Annotated in this window: 17 protein-coding genes and 4 pseudogenes; 10 read left to right on the top strand and 11 right to left on the bottom strand. The window is 51.9% G+C overall.

Annotated elements, in window-relative coordinates:
- Window positions 1-81: 81 nt before the first annotated feature.
- Together V6M90_RS27620 and V6M90_RS27615 are read right to left on the bottom strand one after the other, a co-directional pair.
- Window positions 82-450 carry a hypothetical protein gene (locus V6M90_RS27620; protein ID WP_332847452.1) on the bottom strand — a complete coding sequence of 123 codons (369 nt, stop codon included), beginning with the start codon at window positions 448-450 and terminating at the stop codon, window positions 82-84.
- A gap of 5 nt (window positions 451-455) precedes the next feature.
- Window positions 456-680: pseudogene (locus V6M90_RS27615) on the bottom strand (HVO_A0114 family putative DNA-binding protein); the annotation flags it as partial.
- 705 nt (window positions 681-1,385) lie between these two features.
- Between V6M90_RS27615 and V6M90_RS27610 the strand changes: the two are divergent.
- Complete coding sequence (locus V6M90_RS27610; RefSeq protein ID WP_168166812.1) at window positions 1,386-1,550, top strand: hypothetical protein; 165 nt, start codon at window positions 1,386-1,388, stop codon at window positions 1,548-1,550.
- A 138-nt stretch (window positions 1,551-1,688) separates the two neighbouring features.
- Here the strand turns inward: V6M90_RS27610 and salA are convergent, their stop codons facing one another.
- Window positions 1,689-2,984, bottom strand: a complete 1,296-nt coding sequence (salA, locus tag V6M90_RS27605; protein ID WP_332847451.1) for a salicylate 1-monooxygenase — start codon at window positions 2,982-2,984, stop codon at window positions 1,689-1,691.
- 102 nt (window positions 2,985-3,086) lie between these two features.
- Here salA and V6M90_RS30295 point away from each other — a divergent pair, with 102 nt between their 5' ends.
- Window positions 3,087-3,365 carry a helix-turn-helix domain-containing protein gene (locus tag V6M90_RS30295; RefSeq protein WP_408637338.1) on the top strand — a complete coding sequence of 93 codons (279 nt, stop codon included), beginning with the start codon at window positions 3,087-3,089 and terminating at the stop codon, window positions 3,363-3,365.
- A 250-nt stretch (window positions 3,366-3,615) separates the two neighbouring features.
- On the opposite strand, the gene V6M90_RS27600 is transcribed toward V6M90_RS30295, so the two are convergent.
- Window positions 3,616-4,563 carry a LysR family transcriptional regulator gene (locus tag V6M90_RS27600; RefSeq protein ID WP_065939441.1) on the bottom strand — a complete coding sequence of 316 codons (948 nt, stop codon included), beginning with the start codon at window positions 4,561-4,563 and terminating at the stop codon, window positions 3,616-3,618.
- A 107-nt stretch (window positions 4,564-4,670) separates the two neighbouring features.
- On the opposite strand from V6M90_RS27600, the gene V6M90_RS27595 reads away from it, so the two are divergent.
- Window positions 4,671-4,916 carry a DUF2790 domain-containing protein gene (locus V6M90_RS27595; RefSeq protein ID WP_065939440.1) on the top strand — a complete coding sequence of 82 codons (246 nt, stop codon included), beginning with the start codon at window positions 4,671-4,673 and terminating at the stop codon, window positions 4,914-4,916.
- 13 nt (window positions 4,917-4,929) lie between these two features.
- Here the strand turns inward: V6M90_RS27595 and V6M90_RS27590 are convergent, their stop codons facing one another.
- The 4 genes and pseudogenes from V6M90_RS27590 to V6M90_RS27575 form a co-directional block, all read right to left on the bottom strand.
- On the bottom strand, window positions 4,930-6,186 hold the full coding sequence (locus V6M90_RS27590) for an OprD family porin (protein WP_332847450.1): 1,257 nt from the start codon (window positions 6,184-6,186) through the stop codon (window positions 4,930-4,932).
- A gap of 70 nt (window positions 6,187-6,256) precedes the next feature.
- Window positions 6,257-7,597, bottom strand: a complete 1,341-nt coding sequence (locus V6M90_RS27585) for an MFS transporter (protein ID WP_332847495.1) — start codon at window positions 7,595-7,597, stop codon at window positions 6,257-6,259.
- Between the two features lie 309 nt (window positions 7,598-7,906).
- Window positions 7,907-8,812: a catechol 1,2-dioxygenase gene (gene catA, locus V6M90_RS27580; protein ID WP_332847494.1), complete on the bottom strand. Its 906-nt coding sequence runs from the start codon at window positions 8,810-8,812 to the stop codon at window positions 7,907-7,909.
- 62 nt (window positions 8,813-8,874) lie between these two features.
- Window positions 8,875-9,069 (bottom strand): annotated as a pseudogene (locus V6M90_RS27575) (muconolactone Delta-isomerase); the annotation flags it as partial.
- A gap of 115 nt (window positions 9,070-9,184) precedes the next feature.
- Here V6M90_RS27575 and V6M90_RS27570 point away from each other — a divergent pair.
- A pseudogene (locus tag V6M90_RS27570) lies at window positions 9,185-10,074 on the top strand (LysR family transcriptional regulator).
- A gap of 1,316 nt (window positions 10,075-11,390) precedes the next feature.
- Window positions 11,391-11,870, top strand: a complete 480-nt coding sequence (locus V6M90_RS27565) for a hypothetical protein (RefSeq protein ID WP_332847449.1) — start codon at window positions 11,391-11,393, stop codon at window positions 11,868-11,870.
- A gap of 294 nt (window positions 11,871-12,164) precedes the next feature.
- On the opposite strand, the gene V6M90_RS27560 is transcribed toward V6M90_RS27565, so the two are convergent.
- Window positions 12,165-12,602: a hypothetical protein gene (locus tag V6M90_RS27560; protein ID WP_065939436.1), complete on the bottom strand. Its 438-nt coding sequence runs from the start codon at window positions 12,600-12,602 to the stop codon at window positions 12,165-12,167.
- Between the two features lie 1,009 nt (window positions 12,603-13,611).
- Between V6M90_RS27560 and V6M90_RS27555 the strand changes: the two genes are divergently transcribed.
- From V6M90_RS27555 to V6M90_RS27545, 3 genes are all read left to right on the top strand, one after another.
- The gene (locus V6M90_RS27555) at window positions 13,612-13,908 is read left to right on the top strand and encodes a hypothetical protein (RefSeq protein WP_332847448.1); all 297 of its coding nucleotides are present in this window, start codon (window positions 13,612-13,614) and stop codon (window positions 13,906-13,908) included.
- A gap of 124 nt (window positions 13,909-14,032) precedes the next feature.
- Window positions 14,033-14,431, top strand: a complete 399-nt coding sequence (locus V6M90_RS27550) for a hypothetical protein (protein WP_332847447.1) — start codon at window positions 14,033-14,035, stop codon at window positions 14,429-14,431.
- A gap of 150 nt (window positions 14,432-14,581) precedes the next feature.
- Window positions 14,582-14,779, top strand: a complete 198-nt coding sequence (locus V6M90_RS27545) for a hypothetical protein (RefSeq protein WP_332847446.1) — start codon at window positions 14,582-14,584, stop codon at window positions 14,777-14,779.
- Between the two features lie 85 nt (window positions 14,780-14,864).
- Here the strand turns inward: V6M90_RS27545 and V6M90_RS27540 are convergent, their stop codons facing one another.
- Window positions 14,865-15,956: an IS630 family transposase gene (locus V6M90_RS27540; RefSeq protein ID WP_332847493.1), complete on the bottom strand. Its 1,092-nt coding sequence runs from the start codon at window positions 15,954-15,956 to the stop codon at window positions 14,865-14,867.
- 117 nt (window positions 15,957-16,073) lie between these two features.
- Complete coding sequence (locus tag V6M90_RS27535) at window positions 16,074-16,757, bottom strand: response regulator transcription factor (RefSeq protein WP_332847445.1); 684 nt, start codon at window positions 16,755-16,757, stop codon at window positions 16,074-16,076.
- A 1,549-nt stretch (window positions 16,758-18,306) separates the two neighbouring features.
- On the opposite strand from V6M90_RS27535, the pseudogene V6M90_RS27530 reads away from it, so the two are divergent.
- Together V6M90_RS27530 and V6M90_RS27525 are read left to right on the top strand one after the other, a co-directional pair.
- Window positions 18,307-18,547 (top strand): annotated as a pseudogene (locus V6M90_RS27530) (transposase domain-containing protein); the annotation flags it as partial.
- On the top strand, window positions 18,508-18,689 hold a 182-nt coding region (locus tag V6M90_RS27525), incomplete at its 3' end, for a hypothetical protein (protein ID WP_332847444.1). The pseudogene V6M90_RS27530 and the gene V6M90_RS27525, both read left to right, overlap by 40 nt.

The following is an 18,689-nucleotide window of genomic DNA, read 5'->3' as shown; positions in this document are numbered from 1 at the left end:
GGCGGGATAAAGGGCAGCGCCAAGCCTGAGCGGCTGAAAAATCTCAAGCTTGGCGGGTTGGGGGAGATAGGGCTGAATTTTTCAACGGCCTGCTAAAGGCATGCCCTGCTGCTCCCTCTCGGCGTAGTGATCGGCCGGACCGGTGACCTTGCCAATTAAATACAGTCGACTAGCGGGCGAATAGGTTACGACCCAGTCGCCATCATGTATATCATTGAAGAACCGCCAGAATTGAGATTCGCCCGAAATAAACATCCCTTGTTTTGCTTGAGGTTCAGCAGACGGGTACAGAGCGATCAACTGTTTACCTCCGACTCCAGGTTTGGCATGTGCGGCCAACTGATTCCAGCCCACGGCTGAGAAACCCCTCGCCCGAAAATCCTCGTACAGGCTGCCACCGTCGCCGCGCACCACCCACATCCTGGCTATCTTGTTCCCTTTCATGTTCATGCTCATCAATCCAACGCGACCAAAAAATCGGTCGCCAATGCAGTCGGTTGGACATCCCGGACATTGCGCTGCAACGAGACCAGACCGTAATCCGCCATCAGACGCAAGGTACGCGATAGATTCGGAACCTTACGTCCGCTAAGCTCAGCCAGTTCTGTTAGTGACTTCGGATGTTTCTCGTGGATTAAGCGCAGCAAGTGCCGGTTATCGTCTGAGATTACAGCAGCAAGATCGCGACCACGGCCGTGGCGCTGGCAGAACACTGCGATTTGGATATACATCGGCAGCGCTCATTTCTCGGTTCTGCTACCGTTCGTGCAAATCCGTTTCAACTCTGCCAGAGCGGCATCGCACGCATCAGGAAGCACTGCGAGGGCGTCAATCAGATGAAGTGTAAGACACCAGCTGTGCAAGCGCATTACTTAATGGTTCCGACGCGGCGTGAAAACGAACTTGGATGGCAGGTTCTCGTTGGTGCCGCTCGTCTGCGGCTGGCTGGTCGGCGTCGCATGGATTGATCACGGGGACTAGAAACGCGTTCGCGATAAGCCAGCTCCTTGTGATAAGAGCAGTCCATGGGAAACAGCCGATAAGCGTGATGATGACCTATTTTGAACTTGGCCAGCGAATATAAGGACCGTAAATCAACTAAGCAGTCAAATATGTTTTTATCAAAGCCCACCTGACCGAACCGTGTGCTTCGGAGAGAGCAGGCGGCCACCATTTGCAGTGAATATGCGGAAAATGGGCTGGCCCGACTTGCCGAGCTTTCTCTGGCAATACAGAGACCTCCTTACCCATCTTAGCTGCGATCGTCAATTTGGGTGTACTCCTCGCACAGAGGTGCACCGGCTTCGTATAACGAGCCTTTGATAGTCCGAGGGGGCGCAATCCTCCCGAAGGCCACTTTTTCCTTCTCATCGTGGAGCAGGTCGATGAAATTCTCCAGTCTGAAGCCTTCCCATCAGTATCCTGGCTTCACCTTTGGCGCCGAGTCGAATCAGCTAATCATCCTCAACCCAGAAATCATCGTCGCTGATCTCCCACTCATCAATAAGCTTGATGCTTTCCGGCAAGATGGCAGCAGCACATGCTTATGATGGAATGCTGCCATTCGCGTCTTAGAGCCCCGCGGCCTCACTCTGCAGGCGTTGGATATCATCGGGCATGGAAATCACTAAGTCATGATGAATCCTGCGCTTCACTGGTCCTTGTCGCCACGGCTCAATAGCGCGACGTCACAGGGCTGGTGGAGTCGCTTTCCAGTTCAGCAGGCGTCGGGCATCTTCCAGATCCTTGTGTAGGTCGTGACCCCAAACCCAATCAAAACGACTTGCCAGCGTCGAGGAGAGTTGGGGCTCGTGGTCACCGATCACGGGATCGCGAAACTCGTACAACTCCCCGGCTTCCCACGACGTGCGTTGAACTCGGCAGGCGCGTGGGCGGCGTATGGCGTCGTAGATTTTGAGAAGGTCCTGAGGGGCGGTCTCAACGGCTTGCGGGTCTCCCAGAAGGCGAGCGAGCAACCAGGCATCTTCCAGCCCCTGCCCTGCACCTGCCCCCTGATGAGGCAGCATGGCGTGGGCAGCATCTCCGATTAGTGCAACACGCCCGTGGACGTAACCAGGCAATTCAGCCAGATCGTGAAGCGCCCAAAGCGTGGGGTGCGGGATACATTCTAGCAACACTCGCACTGCATCACCCCAAGCAGAGAATGCCTGGAGCATCTCGCTCTGCGTTGTAGGCTTTACCCAGGATTTATCGGCAGGCCATTTGGGATTCGGATGGGTGCGGTCCGAGACAAAGGCCACTACGTTGATGAGCCTCCCTTGTTTAACCGGGAAGGTAAGGATGTGACCGTCAAGCCCCAAATACATCTGCGGGACATTTACAAGGTGCTCATCTATGCCTTGGGCGCGATAAGCAGCACGCAGCGTTTCGCTGTCGATCATGCCGCGATAAGCGGTGGTGCCGCTGAAGCGGGGAGCGACTAACGGGGCACCCAACCCACTCAATACGTGATCACGGATTGAAGACTTGATGCCATCGGCAGCAATCAGGACGTCACATTCGTTGCATGTGCCATCGGAAAAAGTCACTCGCGGGCGTTGGCCGACCGATTGTTCAACGCTGACAGCGCGCTTGTCGAACTGCGCAATTCCAAGCGGCAGTTCTGTGGCCAGCACATCTAGAAAATCGGCGCGGTGCACTGAGGACTGCCCTACCCCTTCATAAATACTTGAGCCCAGGTAGCCCCCATCCGTTCCACGACGCCACTCGAACCAGATATCTTGCCAAGGTGCTTGCGTGCGATCGGCTATAGCTTGGTAAGCAGCGCCAATGCCCAACCCTTCTATCGCTCGGACAGCATTAGCGCCGAAGGAGACACCGGCTCCGACCTCGCCAAACGCAGGAGCTGACTCAAACAACCTTACCTCCAGATGAGCGTGACGACAAAGATCGAGCGCCAAGGCCACCCCGGCAATACCGCCACCTACGACACTGATTTGCAAAGCAGATTTTGAACTATTCATGGGCTAAACCTCGTGTTTTTTTTATTTGCCCCCCGATGATGCTCCGCTCATGAGCTATTGATAAATGGTCTTAAAAGCATACAAGCTATCACTGGACTGAATATGAGAGGGCTGAGTCCGCAGCGACGACCACACAATCCTCGCGGCATCGGCCTGAATCAACTGGTCATTTTTCACAAGCTACTGCTTGGTCGCAGTGTCTCGCTCGCTGCGGACAAGTTAAGCATGACCCCTCCCGCCGTCAGCAACGCAATGAAGCGCCTTCGCACGGCTTTTAGGGCTGATCTGTTGGCCAGACGAACCGCCAAGCCCCTATGCAGAACAGAGCCCCGAGCCAATTCCTCGTGGAGTCGGACCGCAGGTTGTTGCGCTGAATGGTAACGATGACTTCAAGCCAAGACTCAAAGAGAAACGTTCGCGATGATATTCATCGACATCGGTGAAACCTAATCATGCCGATGCTAGTCTCAGCACAGCTGGAGTGGCGCGTTTTATTAGCCCGCGATCCGGGCACACCGTATAAACGGCGGAGTATGGCGGCATCGACCTTCACGATTCCACCGTGGTTTGTTTCCTGTCTCGACCGGACAACTGCACAGACGAAGTCAGGTTTCCTCTGACTTCGAGCGGATCAGCAGACCGTTTCAGGGATGGCCCAGTACAAAGGGTTGTCAATGACCTCAAGGTGCTCCGCGAACAGTTGAGGGAGATGCGCCTGGAGAAACTCCACCCAGGTACGAACCTTGGCATCCAGAAACCGCCGAGACGGGTACATGGCAAATATGTTGCGTTCTCGCAACTTGTAGTGAGGCAACACTCTGTTCAATGATCCATCGCGCAACCCCTGGGAAGCGCTGAAAAAAGGGAGCAGGCTTATCCCCATCCCTTCCTGCGTCGCCTTGACCATCGCGTCGGCCACATTCGTCCGGAATGCACCGTCCGGTGGCACCGACACGTCGCCTTCATCGGTCTTGAACACCCAGTGGTCTTCCTGAAAGTCTTGTAGGTGCAAGCGCTTGTGACTTTCCAACTGCTGCGGATGCGATGGCACGCCCCGATTCTCCAGATATTGTGGAGCCGCACAGGTCACACTGAATATCTGCCCTATGATCTGGCTGACAAATGCGGAATCGGGCAACGTATGCGCGATCGATATGACGATGTCGTGGCCTTCCTCAAGCGGATCGGGATTATGTTGAGAGAGGTTCAACTCGATGGAGACGGCTGGGTAGCGCTCGCTGTATCGGGCTATCAACGGCGTCAGTAATACCCCAAGGCCGCTCATGCAATGGACGCGCAAACGTCCGATGGGGTTGAGATGAGCACCCCGTGCCTCGCCCGTGGCCTCGCTAACGTCTTCAAGAATATCGCGGCATCGCAACAGAAAACGTTCGCCTGATTCAGTGAGGCTCAATCTGCGCGTCGTGCGCTGAAGCAGTCGGGTTTCCAGATGCTGCTCTAGGTCAGCAATCAATCGTGAAACTTGAGCCCCCGATAAATTCAAAACCTCAGCGGCTCCTGAAAAGCTTCCGCTGTCCACTACTCTGGTAAACACCAGCATGCCATTGAGCAAATCCACCTATGCCTCTCGATTGCTACGTTAAAGGTATAAGTGCTTCACGGGTTGCTGCATTTATCACGGCTGATGGTTCGGTAAAATGAGCCATACACCCAGAGGATTTCATCATGAACATAAAAATCATAAGCCTCTCTATTCTCTTTACATCGACAGGGGCGCTGGCAGCGGGCAGCGGCGAACAAATCCAACTGTCGGCCAGCCCAATTTCGCTGGACATCCAGCATGTCGTCTCAGTCACGGCCGTGCCTGGCAGTTGCCAGGTGGAACCGGCGACCATGACTTACGTCGACAGCCAAGGCATCACCCACAGCGTTACGTACAACGTGATGGGGACCTGCGAGGGAGGTGTCTGACCATCACTTTCACTCAAAGTAATTTCCACGTGTAACTGAAGATCAGGCGATTTTCGTCAATGTCGCTGCGGTAATTTGATCTTGCCATGACGTTCCGCACGCGAATACCCAACCCGCTGAGCATGCCGCTCTGAAACGCGTAGCCGATATCTAGGTCTCGCTCGCGATCCTTACCTTCATAGCCTGCGCCAGTGTCAACATTGTCGCCGCTTATATATCGTACCGTCGTCCTGAGTCCAGGAACGCCGAGCGCAGCAAAATCGTAATCATACCGCGCCTGCCACGAGTGCTCATTGATGGAGGCGAATTCGTAAGTGGGTACTTCGTTACCCAACGGGGAGATGTTGGCGAATACTCGGGGAAATGCACTGTCCCCGTACATGCCTTGATAACCCACATAAACCGTATGACCACCATGCTCGGCTGACAACAGGGAGAAAAAGGCCTGGTTGTCTATTGTTCCGAGTTCCTTACTGCCATCCGCTTTGGCATCGTAGTACCCCAGATTAGCGCCCAGCACCCAATCCCCGACGGGTTGACTGTGCTTCAGGCCCACAAAGTTCTGGGCATATATGTCTTTCAATTGTCCACGCCATAGGCTGACACTGGTGCGATTGCTGTTAAAACTGTAATCACCGCCTAGATAGTTGAAGGCGTCGCTGTTAGCTTGACGTTGAGGAATATAGCCCAGCATTGCGATCATTTTTTCGTCACCCGCTTCATTGCGCAGGCTGGTGCTGGTGAGGTGACCTGCTTGCACGGTCAATCCAGTAATTTCGTTCGAAGTTAAGTTCACGCCTTGATAGCTCGGGGGCAGCAGGCGTATGTCGCTGAATGCCAGCACCGGGAGATTGGGTTGCAACTCACCGGCCCTCAGCTCCGTGTGAGAGACGTTGGTTTTAAACGTCAGGCGCAGCCGGCTGTAGTCATCGGCCGCTCCTCCATCCTCCTTAACGGGCAACAACCCTGTGTTGGCTACGTCCGGGCTGCTGTCGAGCTTGAGGCCTAGGGTCCCCAGTGCGTCCATACCGAAGCCTATCGGGCCTGCCGTGTATCCTGACTTGAATGTGAGGATGAAGCCCTGCCCCCACTCCTCAGTCCTTGACTGCTGGTTCGCACCAACGATGTCGGAGAAGTCACGGCTGAAGTAGTAATTGCGCGCTTGCAAGGTCGCATTCGAACCCTCGACTAAGCCGCTATCCGCCGCTGACGCTGCTAGAGGCACACCCAATAGAGATAGCAAAAAACGCTGCGTGGTCTGCTGCGTCATGTCGTCGCTCGTATTTATTATCGACAATGGCTGGCCACGCATGGGCGCGCCGTTTTTTTCCAGAGATGTATCAACCCTCAGCCGAGGCTGACGGGATCATCGTTTGCGTGCCGCGGCTCTCGTTCAAAGCGAACGCGATCATGACCAGAGCGGCGACGGCACCAGGGATCGCAAACGCCATGAAGTTCAGTTGCAACGGCAAGTCGATAGCCATCAACGCGCCGCCGAGTATCGGGCCGATAATCGCGCCGTTGCGACCGATGCCGGAAGCCCAGCCCAGACCAGTGGAGCGCGTGTGCGAGCCGTAAAGCTGCGCCGTGCCGGCATATAGCAAAATCTGGGTACCGATCGTCGTCGCGCCAGCAATAAAAATCAGCAGGTACAGAACTGGCATTGGGCTGTTAATGCCAAGCAGACTGATCGAAATTGATGCCACCACGAAGAAACCCACCACGACCTTTGTTAAGTTCAAACGATCTCCCAGCCATCCGCCAAGAATCGCGCCAGCCATCCCTCCGAAATTCAGTGCCATCAGAAACGAAAGGCTTGAACCCAGGCTGTAGCCGGCGTTAGCCATCAGCTTCGGCAGCCATGAACTCAGAGCGAAGACCATCAAAAGGCAACAGAAAAAAGCCACCCACATCGCCACAGTCCTCACTGCCAGCCCGCCGCTGAAAAGCTCCACCACCGAGGCGCCCTTGCCTTTCGCCTCGACGATCTGGAGCACATCATCAGAAGTGATTTCGCTTTCCGGCGAGAGCCGAGCAAGTAATGTTCGCGCCTGATCAACGTGGCCCTTTCGGATGAGAAACCCAATCGACTCAGGGAGAAGCGACAAGATCACCGGAAGTAGCAGCAAAGGCAGCGTGGCAGCGAAGAACATTGAGGGCCAGCCAAAATGCGGAAGCATAAAAATGCCGACACCGGCAGATACAACCCCGCCTAGGGAATAACCACTGAACATCAACGCCACAAGAGTACTGCGCATCCTTTTGGGCGCGTATTCGGTCATTAGCGCAACCGCATTGGGCATCAACCCACCACATCCCAGCCCCGCGATGAATCGACAGATGCCGAATTCCGCCGGGCTGGTTGCAAACCCATTAATGACCGTTGCAACACTAAACAGCGCGAAGCAGATAGCGATGCCTTTTTTACGTCCGATTTTGTCAGCCAGGCTGCCAAAAACCAGCGCGCCGAACATCATGCCGAACAGCGCGTAGCTACCTAAAGCGCCGGCTTGCAAAGGCGTAAGCCCCCATTCTTTCATGATGACGGGCAAGACGACACCGTAGATGAACAGGTCGTAGCCGTCGAAAACCAAGAGCAACGCGCAAAGTGCCGTGATCAGACCGTGGAAGCGCCCGAAACGGGCGCCGTCGATTACCGAATGAACATCGATTGTCCGCATTGCATTGTTCTCATTCTTTTTGTTGTGAGTGCGTAATCCGCGACCAAGCCGTCGAGAAGCCAAGGTTGTTTTTGAAAAGACTGATGCAGTTGAGGTCATGTGAACCATCACAATTGAACCGCCTAGGTAAAGCACTGGCCGCGCATTTGTAAATCACCAGGTTAGCCAACGCCGAAACGGGCAGATAAAGCACATTGTTGCTCAGCTCAGGGCAGCAAATAGCGCCGGCGTTAACATAGGCATTTACCACGCCGTGAGAGTCTGGTTGTTTGCGTTGATTAATTACGACAGCGACTTCGAAAAATAGGGTCACCCCTCCAACGCTCGCACTCGCTCAGGACGCACTTGATCTTTTTCCGATGCGGTAGCCTGTAGCACGAAATCGAATTCGATATCAGCCCGAACTCCGTTCGTATCTTCACTGAAATGGACCTCGGCTATCAGCTCGTCTCGGGTTGCATACGCAAAATCGTCGTGCAGGTATTGGTCACCTGCCAGATTGATTTGAGTCGTCAGATGGCGATGGCCAGAGGCCGAAATGAAGAAGTGGATGTGAGCCGGCCGCTGACCGTGGCGCCCCAATTGATCTAGCAATTGCTGAGTCGGGCCATCCGGCGGGCATCCGTAGCCAGAAGGTACGATGCTCTGGAACCGGTAACGCCCCTCGGCGTTGGTCACAATCCGACGACGTAAGTTGAACTCCGATTGCGAAGGGTCGAAGTAGGAATAAGTACCGCCGGAGTTGGCGTGCCAGACATCAACGACGGCATTGGCAATAGGCGCGCCAGTGGTGTCCCGAACCTGCCCGGTCATGAAGAGCACTGTGCCTCGATCCTGACCGTCGTCCAGGCGCGCATAATATTCTGAAACCGGTGCGCCAGCGACGTAAAGCGGGCCCTCAATCGTGCGAGGCGTCCCACCGACGTGGCCAGCCTGCTGATCTTCAGCATCCATCAGCATGTCCAAATAATGCTCAAGCCCAAGGCCCGCTACCACCAGACCGGCTTCTTGACGGCTGCCGAGCTCATTAAGGTAATTGACGGCTTTCCAAAACTCCTCGGGGGTGACCTGCAAGTCTTCAATAACTTTGATCGATTCAGTCAGAACCCGGTGCACTATAGCTTTCGCGCGCGGGCTCCCGCCTACCTGGTCAAAACCTGAGGCTTTTTCAAGAAATTTCTGGACTTCGATAGTTTGCAAGATACGAACGGCCATATCTTTACCCTCATCAATATTATCTTTTCTTATCGGTGCAAGTACCGTCAAGACGGATGACCTCAGCGGTCGTCTGCATGAATAGACGACGGATGTCTGCAAATCGGCGTGACCTCAATCTCCGTAGAGGTATAGAGAGGCAATTGCACCAGCGTGTCATGTAACGACTGATTGTCAGCCACATCAAAGATGCTAACGTTGGCGTACAATCCTGCGAGACGCCAAAGATGTCGCCACGTGCCTTCCTGCTGCAAACGATGACAGTCATGGAGGATTCCGTCTGCGTTTATGTTTGTTGCTATGCGGAGAGTGACGGGAGTGAATTGCACCGTCCAATATTGAATAGGTCTCGCTTAATACCTTAAAGGTATCGTGGAGCTTCGTCATTTACTTTACTTTCGCGTGCTCGCTCAGACACTCAACTTCACACGCGCTGTTGAACGGTTGAATATTGCCCAGCCACTGTTGAGTCGGCAGATCCAGCAACTCGAAGATGAGCTGGGGGTAGCACTGCTGGAGCGTTCCCGCCACATGCGCTTGACCGAGGCTGGGCGTTTTTTTCAAGAGCAGTCAAATCAGCTGCTCGAACAATCCGCATGCATTGGTGACGACACACCGCGTGTCGACGCTGGTCAGAAGTGCTGGCTCGGAATTGGCTTTGCCCCTTACACGCTCTACTGAGCCCTACCAGCGCTGATTCGTCAGTTGCGTAATCTCGGAGATGTTTTGGAGCTGATCACTCTGCAGCAACTGGAGGCCCTAAAGAGTGGCCGTATTGTTATCGGCTTCGGTCGAATTTTTATTGATGATCCAGCCATCTCACAACAAATATTATTCTAGGATCCCTTGGTCGCGGCTCTACCCGCTAACCATCCACTGTTAAGTGGCGCTGTCACTCTGAAGCAGCTTGCATCCGAAGCTTTCGTACTCTACCCAGATACTCCACGCCGCAGTTATACCCACCATGTATTGGGCATATTTTCAGACCAAGGCTTGCGGATCAGAGTTGCACAAACGGCCAACGAAATGCAGACAGCGTAAGGTCTGGTCGCCGCTGGTATTGGAATCACATTAGTACCTGCGTCAGTGCAACGGCTCCATTGCGACAACAGTACAATCAGCTGCTGGACAATAGTGCCACCTCCCTGATCGTCCTGAGCCACCGTACTGGCGACGCATGTGCGGTGCTACAGCAGTGTCTCGATCTTTTGAAAAAAGGTGACGCAGCGCTTCAGGTCGAAGAAGGGGTACAAAGGAGCTGAAAGTTACAGTTGGTTAAGACTGGGATTCACCTGTGGCGGAACTCATCTCAAACAACGACACATCAGGGCGTAGCACATGCTGTAACACGCAAAGCTTAGCGACCTACTCCGACGCCTAAGAACCTAACCAACAGGTCCGACTCTACATCAACAAAGGCGAGATCTGGCTCAACGAGCAGCGCATGCTGCTGGTTCAGATTTGGACGAGCGCTCTTGTAGGGACGAATTGATCGAGATAATTAGAGTGGAGCACCCCAAGGGGTTCTTGCTGCGCTTGAGCTCAGTTCGGTCTTAGAGAAGTCGGACTCGTCCACAAGCTGCGTCCTCTGGCAGCCACGTGGAAAATTTTCCTACCGGGCCACAACCTGACTCGCTCAAGGGAACAGTCACGTGCTGCCTCAGGAAATCGACATCGAGATGGGAAACGGCAACTTTTACGCTCATATCAAATGGCGGAATTCATCTAGAACTGGAGAAATGTGCGACAGAGCAACGGCGCTCCGATGAACCTGTGTGCTGCATGTCGCTGGGCTGGGCAATCAGTTGCCGCCGGTTTTCCCTGGGTGGGCAGATTTTGTACGAGGAGGTCAGCTGTCGGGGTTGCGCCAATGCGACCTGGACACCGTAGGCAAATCGGCGGCGCACTGGCACGGAGCACAACATTCAATACACTCCCTCCCGGGCGGACCGAACATTTACGAATTTCAGGTGCGGCAGGTGCAGGTAGCAAATATTCGCCAGCGCTTCTCATCACCTGGTCAAGCGGCTTGCAGCAATCGGTGCGCAGGCTTTCAAATCAACCTACAACTCGAATTAATGGGACTGGGCTCAAAGAGTGAAAGATGGCCCCACGACTCCCCGTCCAACTGTAACAACCTATGTATTCGATGGGAATAACACATGAAGGCCAATTTAACCACCTGACAAAGTGGTGCATCGTAAGCGAATGTTGGCCCGCACTTTGGTAACCCTTTAAATCATGCGCGCTGAAAGATCAGCAAGACGAGTCACTGTATCAAAACGTTACTAATGGCGTTGCGCATCACAGTCTAAACCGCTAGCGTAACCTAATAGTCTTTTATTATGAAGATTTTATGACCGAAGGAATTATCGCAGTCAATCAGCGAGAGCATCATTATTTCAAAGGGACTTCGACCTGTTTTGCGTCTCCAAGATCCAACGGTAACAGGGCACGGACTAGAAAAAAACGAACGGTTAAAATAACACGCAGATATTTTTTGGGAGATATGGCTTTCCATAGATTGATGCAATAATCTTCGGTTACAGACAAGTGACATTTCGACAGGGCAACAATTGTGAAGAAGCTTGAAGATTTTTATAACCGCATCGCGTCAGAATACGAAGACTTGACAGTCAAATTAAGCTTGCAGGTTGACTCGATAATCTTCTCAATACGCACGTTAGAAAAACCTTTTACGGTTTCAGCAAAGTCTATTGCCCGAACGTCTAACATTACTTCAGAAGTAAGTGGCCCCAGCCCTACCGAGATGATTCAGCATGAGCTGAAAGACCTCATAGACGCACTAACCAGTTTAAAAGAAATGGTCAATATAACGCTAGCGTCCGTCATCCAAGCTACAAATATCTTTACGACACAAACAGCAAATGATATAAATACACATGGACAACTGCACGAGGACTCCTGCCAAAAATCAATGAATAACTTCAAAAACACGCTAGCTAAATGCATCAGCGTACTTGAAGAATTGGACAAAGACTTGTTCAACACAGAAATCACGTTAGTCCAAAAAAACTTAAACCGAACTAGGACATAAGCTATAACATCCAACATATTATAAAGCCAACGTCCAGGCAGGTTAGCTGCCTACTGAAAGCAATCGATTAAAAAATTCCGGAGTCACAAAATAGTGAATGCGCTAAAGTGCTAAAGAAATAGCCTTTTGTTGAGGTTTTACAAACTTTCAGATTTTTTTGCAGATATTACTACAAAGATTTGGGCACCCAAGCTACTACAACAAAAAATCTGTTAGTAACTTTTTTGTATCAATCTTACTCCGCACGGCCTTGATACTCGCTTTTTGCCTGACTGACCGAGGCCAAAGAATCAATCACAAGGTCTTATTAAAGCTCAGCCGATGCTCCATAATCCTAAGCAGATCCAGGCTCACAACTAGCTGGGCTTGAGCATTTTCTAACTCCGGATAATCTTGGTATCTATCTAAAAACATTCTACGATTCTTACATAAGGCGGATCTTCCTCTTTTGATGAGTATGGTGATGGATACCACCAATGCTCTCTTCATTCGATCAACGGCTGCCAATAATAAAATCATTTCCCGCCGTAGGATGCGTTCCATTAAAGCTTGTCTTACGACGTTGTCCAGGTCCTGCGCAACACAAGTATTCAATATCGCGCTAGTGACTTCATCGTGTGCTTTCTCCACCTGCTCTACTGACGTAACGACTTTTGTTACCTGTAAGCACATATCACCTGAGAACTGTATGAACTGTGCGGCTGCTCTCTTGAAATCCGTGGGGGTAATCATGGTTCGTCTTCATACCTTCTATAAAATCTGGAGATCAGAAAAATTTCACGCTGGCCTTTCTTTATTCCCTTTTTGATTACTCCAATCTTGCCGGACATGCGCATCGGCGTGCGTTCGGATTCAAAAATCCGTACCAATATAAAGCATTAGCTGCAAGTGCAATCTACATTAAGATTATTCGAGTTTTAAGTTAAATAAAATTTAACTCACTACACGATTAGGAGCTCTTTTTCTGTTCACTTCTTTTTATACGTTCGGTCTCATCAGCATCCTGTGTCTGGTTACAGGGCAAACCTTTTCACGCTGATCGGTTTTCTATTGACGACACTAAGAGCATGTGATGCCATTGTACCGCTTTCGGGTAGTTAGAGACGCGACTACAATGTCTACCACCACAAAATACGCCGTTCCAGAGACATCTGTTATCGCTTGGTTTACTCGTGATAGTGAAGGCTTAGATACCAATACCCGACTGAGACTTTTAGCAGGCTCATTCACGTCCGGACAAGCACTGTTAGTCGTCGGGTGCAACACGATGTAGATCTGTGCCGTAGCGCTTTACCTGCATCCAAATATAATCTTCCTCGCCTGGCTATGTGTGGATGCCTTGGTCTGGATATTGCGGGTATTGCTCTTTCGTCGCTGCAACAGCTCAGCAAAAGTGCCCCTAAAATACGCGACTGACCACTCGATACTGCTGGGCCTGATGTGGGCGGCGGAAATAGGTTTGGGTACAGCAGCCTGCATCCTTACCATAGTGACAAAAGTCTACAAAATTAAGGAAAAAACCAGGACGACCATCTTAGGTTCTATAGATCAAGCAGCTACATTTAAGAAATTCTCCTAGGCTCCGATAAAGTATCGATGATCAGAAATTAGATGTTAAACGCCCTGAGACGCCGATTAAACGAGTGGACTACTGCGCGATACAGCGCTCCAAGCACCAAGAGTGTGCAGCTCAAGCGTGTTCACGGGCTCCAATGAGCCTCCCCAATTCACGGAGAATCAAATGATCAAGCTATCTCTCGAGTTGACTCGCAGTGAGGCTAACGGTCCGACATACCGCCCTTATACAGATCTTGTAGATAAGGTTTCCAGCGAGAGCTTTGAAGCCGTGAAGGCGAAGGTAGAGGTCGAAGGTTGGTTGATCCATCCCTGGCTGGTATCCGATCAGCATCCTTACGACGAGGGATATGCCGTTGCTGCGGGCGGCAACCACAGTGATACCAACCCCTACGCTGAGCACTTCTGGAAGCACAACGAATGGTGGCAGGGGTGGGATCCGAAAATTGAAGAAAAATCATGAAACCATGCGGCACTATTCTTCCTAACAGACGGTGACGAGCAGCAAAAAAGTGTTACTGGTATCGAACGCCGGGCTAAGTCGGTAAAAACAGACCGGGCGGACCGGTTGTTCTAAAGGAGCGAAAATGAAAAAGCAGACCCGCATCACAGCCAAGCCTGATGGTGATGAATTACTCATTGAGATTGAAGCGGTGGCTATTCGCAAGGAAGTGTATTCCGGTAAAGATGCTACCACCGAGACCGCATATGACCATCTGACAGTGACTGTCTCATCAGCCAACGTCAACACAACCCATCATTTTGAAACTCGGCTGTGTTCCGGGCGACCTAAGAACTCAGCAGTCAGGCGACTTTTCCCTCTACCACTTCAGGAAGACGAGCGATTTGGCCAAGTGGTGCGTGAGCTGATGTTGCTTCTAATCGATGCGCATATCGTCCAAATCAAGCAAATAGCCGAGATCCTTCCGGAAGCAAAGGAGTGCGGTCAGCTGGAAATAACGCAGTTCAGCTCGACCATTGAATAATAGGCAGCCTCTAAACTACTGCACCGTTAGCACGCTTGGCTGTCGCAACAGAAAAAAGGCATTTTCGACTTTCGGGGAAGAGCTAAAAAACATCAATGAGAGTTGTTTGGAAAGTCGTATCAATAAGCTAACAATTGACGGGGAATAACGATGGGGCATTCAGTTAATCGCCAGGTATTCAAGTCGGTGCTGGTGCTGGACGCCGAAATCATCAGTTTACTTGAGGCTGCGGACACACTTAGTACTGCAAAAAACAATAACTTTGGTGATGAGGTTAGAGGCCAAGCTTTTGCGCTGCTGCAAGTAGTAACGAGACTACGTGCTGTTTTAGCAGAACATTCTGTATGAACGTCCCTGCACTGAGATGGAGCCATCAACCTGAAAAAGATTAGTTTCTGAAATACATGGTTTCTTTGCCTAGTGGACTGGGCGGTTAATCCATTAATTTATTTTTTATCACACTCAGCTTCGCTTTATGTACCGAGCTAATGATGGCCTCAGCCGTTTTATTCCACTTGAACGGCTTGGCTGAATGCTCATTATGAGACTCGATAAATTGACGGATAGCCACCTTTAGGTCGGCGACGCTGGTGAAGGCACCCCGGTATAGCGCTCGTCTTTCCAGTTGTGCAAACCAGCCTTCCACGGCGTTCAGCCAAGAGGTGCTGGTTGGTGTGAAGTGCAATTTGAAACGCGGATGCTTTTCCAGCCACTGCTTGATTGCAGCCGTTTTGTGGGTCGAGCTGTTATCTAGAATCACATGCAGATCCAGTCCCGCTGGCGTGCTGCGTTCAATCTGTTGTAGAAAAGCCAGAAACTCCTTGGCTCGATGGCGCTGGGTAATCCGTCCGATTACTTGGCCGGTCATGATGTCGAAAGCCGCGTACAGACTCGCCGTACCATGGCACTTGTAATCATGCGTCCGGCGTTCAACTTGACCTGGGCGTAGCGGGAGCATCGGTTGGGTGCGATCCAACGCCTGGATCTGGGTTTTCTCGTCAACCGACAACACCAGGGCATTATCCGGTGGGTTCAGATAGAACCCGACCACGTCGACTACCTTGTCGGCGAAATGAGGATCGTTGCTGATTTTGAAGGTCTTCAGACGATGGGGTTTGAGGTCGGAAGCGGCCCAGACCTGCCGAACCTGCCACGTGGTGACCCGCGCATACTTGGCCATCAAACGGACGCTCCAGTGAGTGGCTTCCTGGGGTACACGCCGGGTGGTCAGTGTCAGGATTTCGTTGATTTTATCGGGCCCAAGTTTGAGTGGCTGGCCGCTGCGCGGCAGATCGCTCAACCCTTCGATTCCCGCCTCCTGATAACGTTTTCGCCACTTGAATACCGTTGGCGGCGTGACTTGCAACTGCTCGCTGACGGCCTTGGGCGTCAATCCGTCAGCCAGTAGAAGCAGGATGCGCGCTCGCTGGGCGAGGCTCTGTTCCAGCGTACTCATACGCAACCAACCTTGCAGGGCGATGAGATAATAAGGCATTAAAGCGAAGGGGGAAGTCGGTCGGGCCATGCGCATAACCAATCCATGACATTGGACGCACAGTATATCGTTACCATTAGATAAATGAATTAACCGCTCAGTCCACTAGGCAGCACTTGGCTAGAACCTGTGGAAATAGTCTAGCTTTTATAGGGGCTCAGCAATGACATAGCCTGAGCCTCGTACTGTGCGGATCATTGGTGTGAGACCCGGCGGGTTGATTTTTTTGCGCAGGCGACTGATATGCACATCTATCAGATTGGTGCCCGGATCGAAATGATAGCCCCACACCTCCTCGAAAATCATCATGCGCGTTAGGACCTGCCCAGAGTTGCGCATCAAGAACTCCAGCAGTTTGTATTCAGCTGGCAGTAAGCTTACTGACTTGCCAGCGCGGCGGGCTTCGCGGCTAATCAGGTCAAGCTCCAAATCAGCGACGCTAAGGGTGGTTTCGAATTTGTGGGCTGTAATCTTGTGCCGCAGCAATATTGCGACGCGAGCGGACATTTCATCCGACGTCAAAGGCTTAGTAAGGGAGTCACCACCACCAGCACGCAGGCCTCGTGCGCGTTCGTCCACATTGGTAAGAGCGCTGATCATTGGAACCGGCGTTGACAAACTAATGGTGCGCAATGAGGCTACGCTGGACAAGCAATCGAGCACTGGTAGCATTCGATCGAGTGTGATCAGATCGTAATCCCCAGTCAGGACACGAATTAAACCTTCACGGCCGTTGTTGACACAATCGACACCTATTCCGTGTCTGCTCAACTCAGCGACGAACTCACGAACGGTTACCGCGTCATCTTCGATTGTCAAAATGTGGTTCATAAGATTACCTGTTAGCTTGGCATGTCGCTCATACGTAAAATTTTTTGCCTAGCTTTTGCAACTGCCACTGCGATACAGTCAGCGCTTACGCTAGCCTAGATCGTCTCAACTCGAGTTTTCTGTAGCCAAATGACTCACATTTAAAGAGACGCTTATATCCGCGGATATGAAAATCCACTTGCCGCAAAAGCGCAATGGCCAAAATGGACGTACGCTCCAACTACTTTTTCTTCGGCCCCATTGCCACAGGAAGAATAGCTTTAAGGTAACGCGCACAACCGCGTTCGGTATAATTCGCTAAGCCGGTGGGGTTCTGAGTTGCTTTCTGGCATTCCTCCATAGGGGATTTAATTAAGGTTATCAACTTGTTAGGATGATCGCCCGCCGAATCATGGACATCTTCAGGATTCTGGTCGAGGTCATAGACCAATGTCGTCGGGCCCCTTCGGTCAATGACCAACGCTGTTTTCAACGGGCCTTGGCAGATGGTGCGCCAGTTGAACAGTTCCCAGGCAGTGAGAGTGGTTTCACGATGTGCCTCTTACACATAGGGAATCCTGCCTCGATATACACCACAACCGCGCTACCGAAAGAGGCATGGTCTGGAGTGGTTTGAACGTGCCAGCCCCTTGATATATCGGTTTTTGAGAAATAGCTGCTTCATCCTCCCGAAAAAAATTCCATTGCGCATTTTTGTTATAGGATAACATCCAAAACAGATTGTTTGCGAGCCGTTTCGCATGTGTGAAGTAGATCAAACCAAGGCTTTCCTTCAGGCGAGCCCGATTATTTAATTCTAGTGATTGCAGTGGCTGATCAGGAGTTCCTAAACCCGCGTGATGACGGCTGTATGGACGATGTGCGGCAAATTTTCACCAGGACGATTGCACCACCCGTCCTCAGTTCCTCGCGTAGCTAAGCCAGCCGCTCCATAGGCCCCATGCCTTCAATGTCTTCGAATCGCTGACCATCCACACCGTGGCTTCCTCGCTTTACGCGGCAACGTTGGTAGGCGATGACCAGTACTCACCTGGGTTAGTAGGCTTGGCGCCAATCCAATCGTTCTTACCACTTTGTTCCTCTCTTGGACCAGCGCTCCTTTCCTGCTCCGGCATTACCCGGCCTCAATGGTACTACGAGCCCATCCGCCACCTGTCCGAGCCAGCGCCATCCCTCACGGGCGCTCTGTTTGTATGGCCAAACGACCATTTCACCCTGGCAGGCTTCCCCTGTTTCGTATGAGATATCTTCTGTACATGCCATCACCACTACGCCGGCGGCAGTGCCAAGTTCGTCTGACGTTCGATCCCTCAGCACTATCAACCTTCCCCGTTATTATGGCGGGTCGGCTACCGCAAGGCATTTTCGGGGCCTGCTCGGTGTTCGCTGCGCACTACGGCCTGCACGGTCACTGACTTCCTAAAGAAGCTTTTTCTTCAGATACTTCAGCAAATTCGTTGACTCCTGAACTGCTCCAAAGTGCTTTCGGCCGGAGCGATAGTAGCCGAGTGGGATTCGCACCCACTAAACTCATACGCCTTGTCAGGGCGTACACAACGACGCCGCTGAAAGAGCGATCAAGCCGTTTGTGACCGGACGCAAAGCATTGTTATTCAGCAATACCAGCCCACCGCCAGCGCGAAGATCTACAACCTGGTTGAAAAACGGCCAGGAGCCCTATACGTGGCTGCGCCACGCACTGGAGCGGCTACCTGGCTTCATCGCTTAGAGATTATGAAGTCTTGTTGCCGTGGAACTGCTCGACAGAAATGCCGCGGTTAAACCACTGATGGGTAGGTGGGGGTTATGGATCGCATACGAAGGTTCAGAGATCGACGGAAAAACCATCAACTTGGGAAACTCTGAAAAAGACTTCCTGATTTGGCAAAATCTCCAGACACCAGTCGCCGAGTTTTTCGATGATGAAACAGA

This window comes from Pseudomonas lactucae, from assembly GCF_036688725.1.
GTDB lineage: Bacteria > Pseudomonadota > Gammaproteobacteria > Pseudomonadales > Pseudomonadaceae > Aquipseudomonas > Aquipseudomonas lactucae.
The sequence above is the reverse complement of the archived record's forward strand: the minus strand, read 5'-3'. Positions and strand labels throughout refer to the sequence as shown.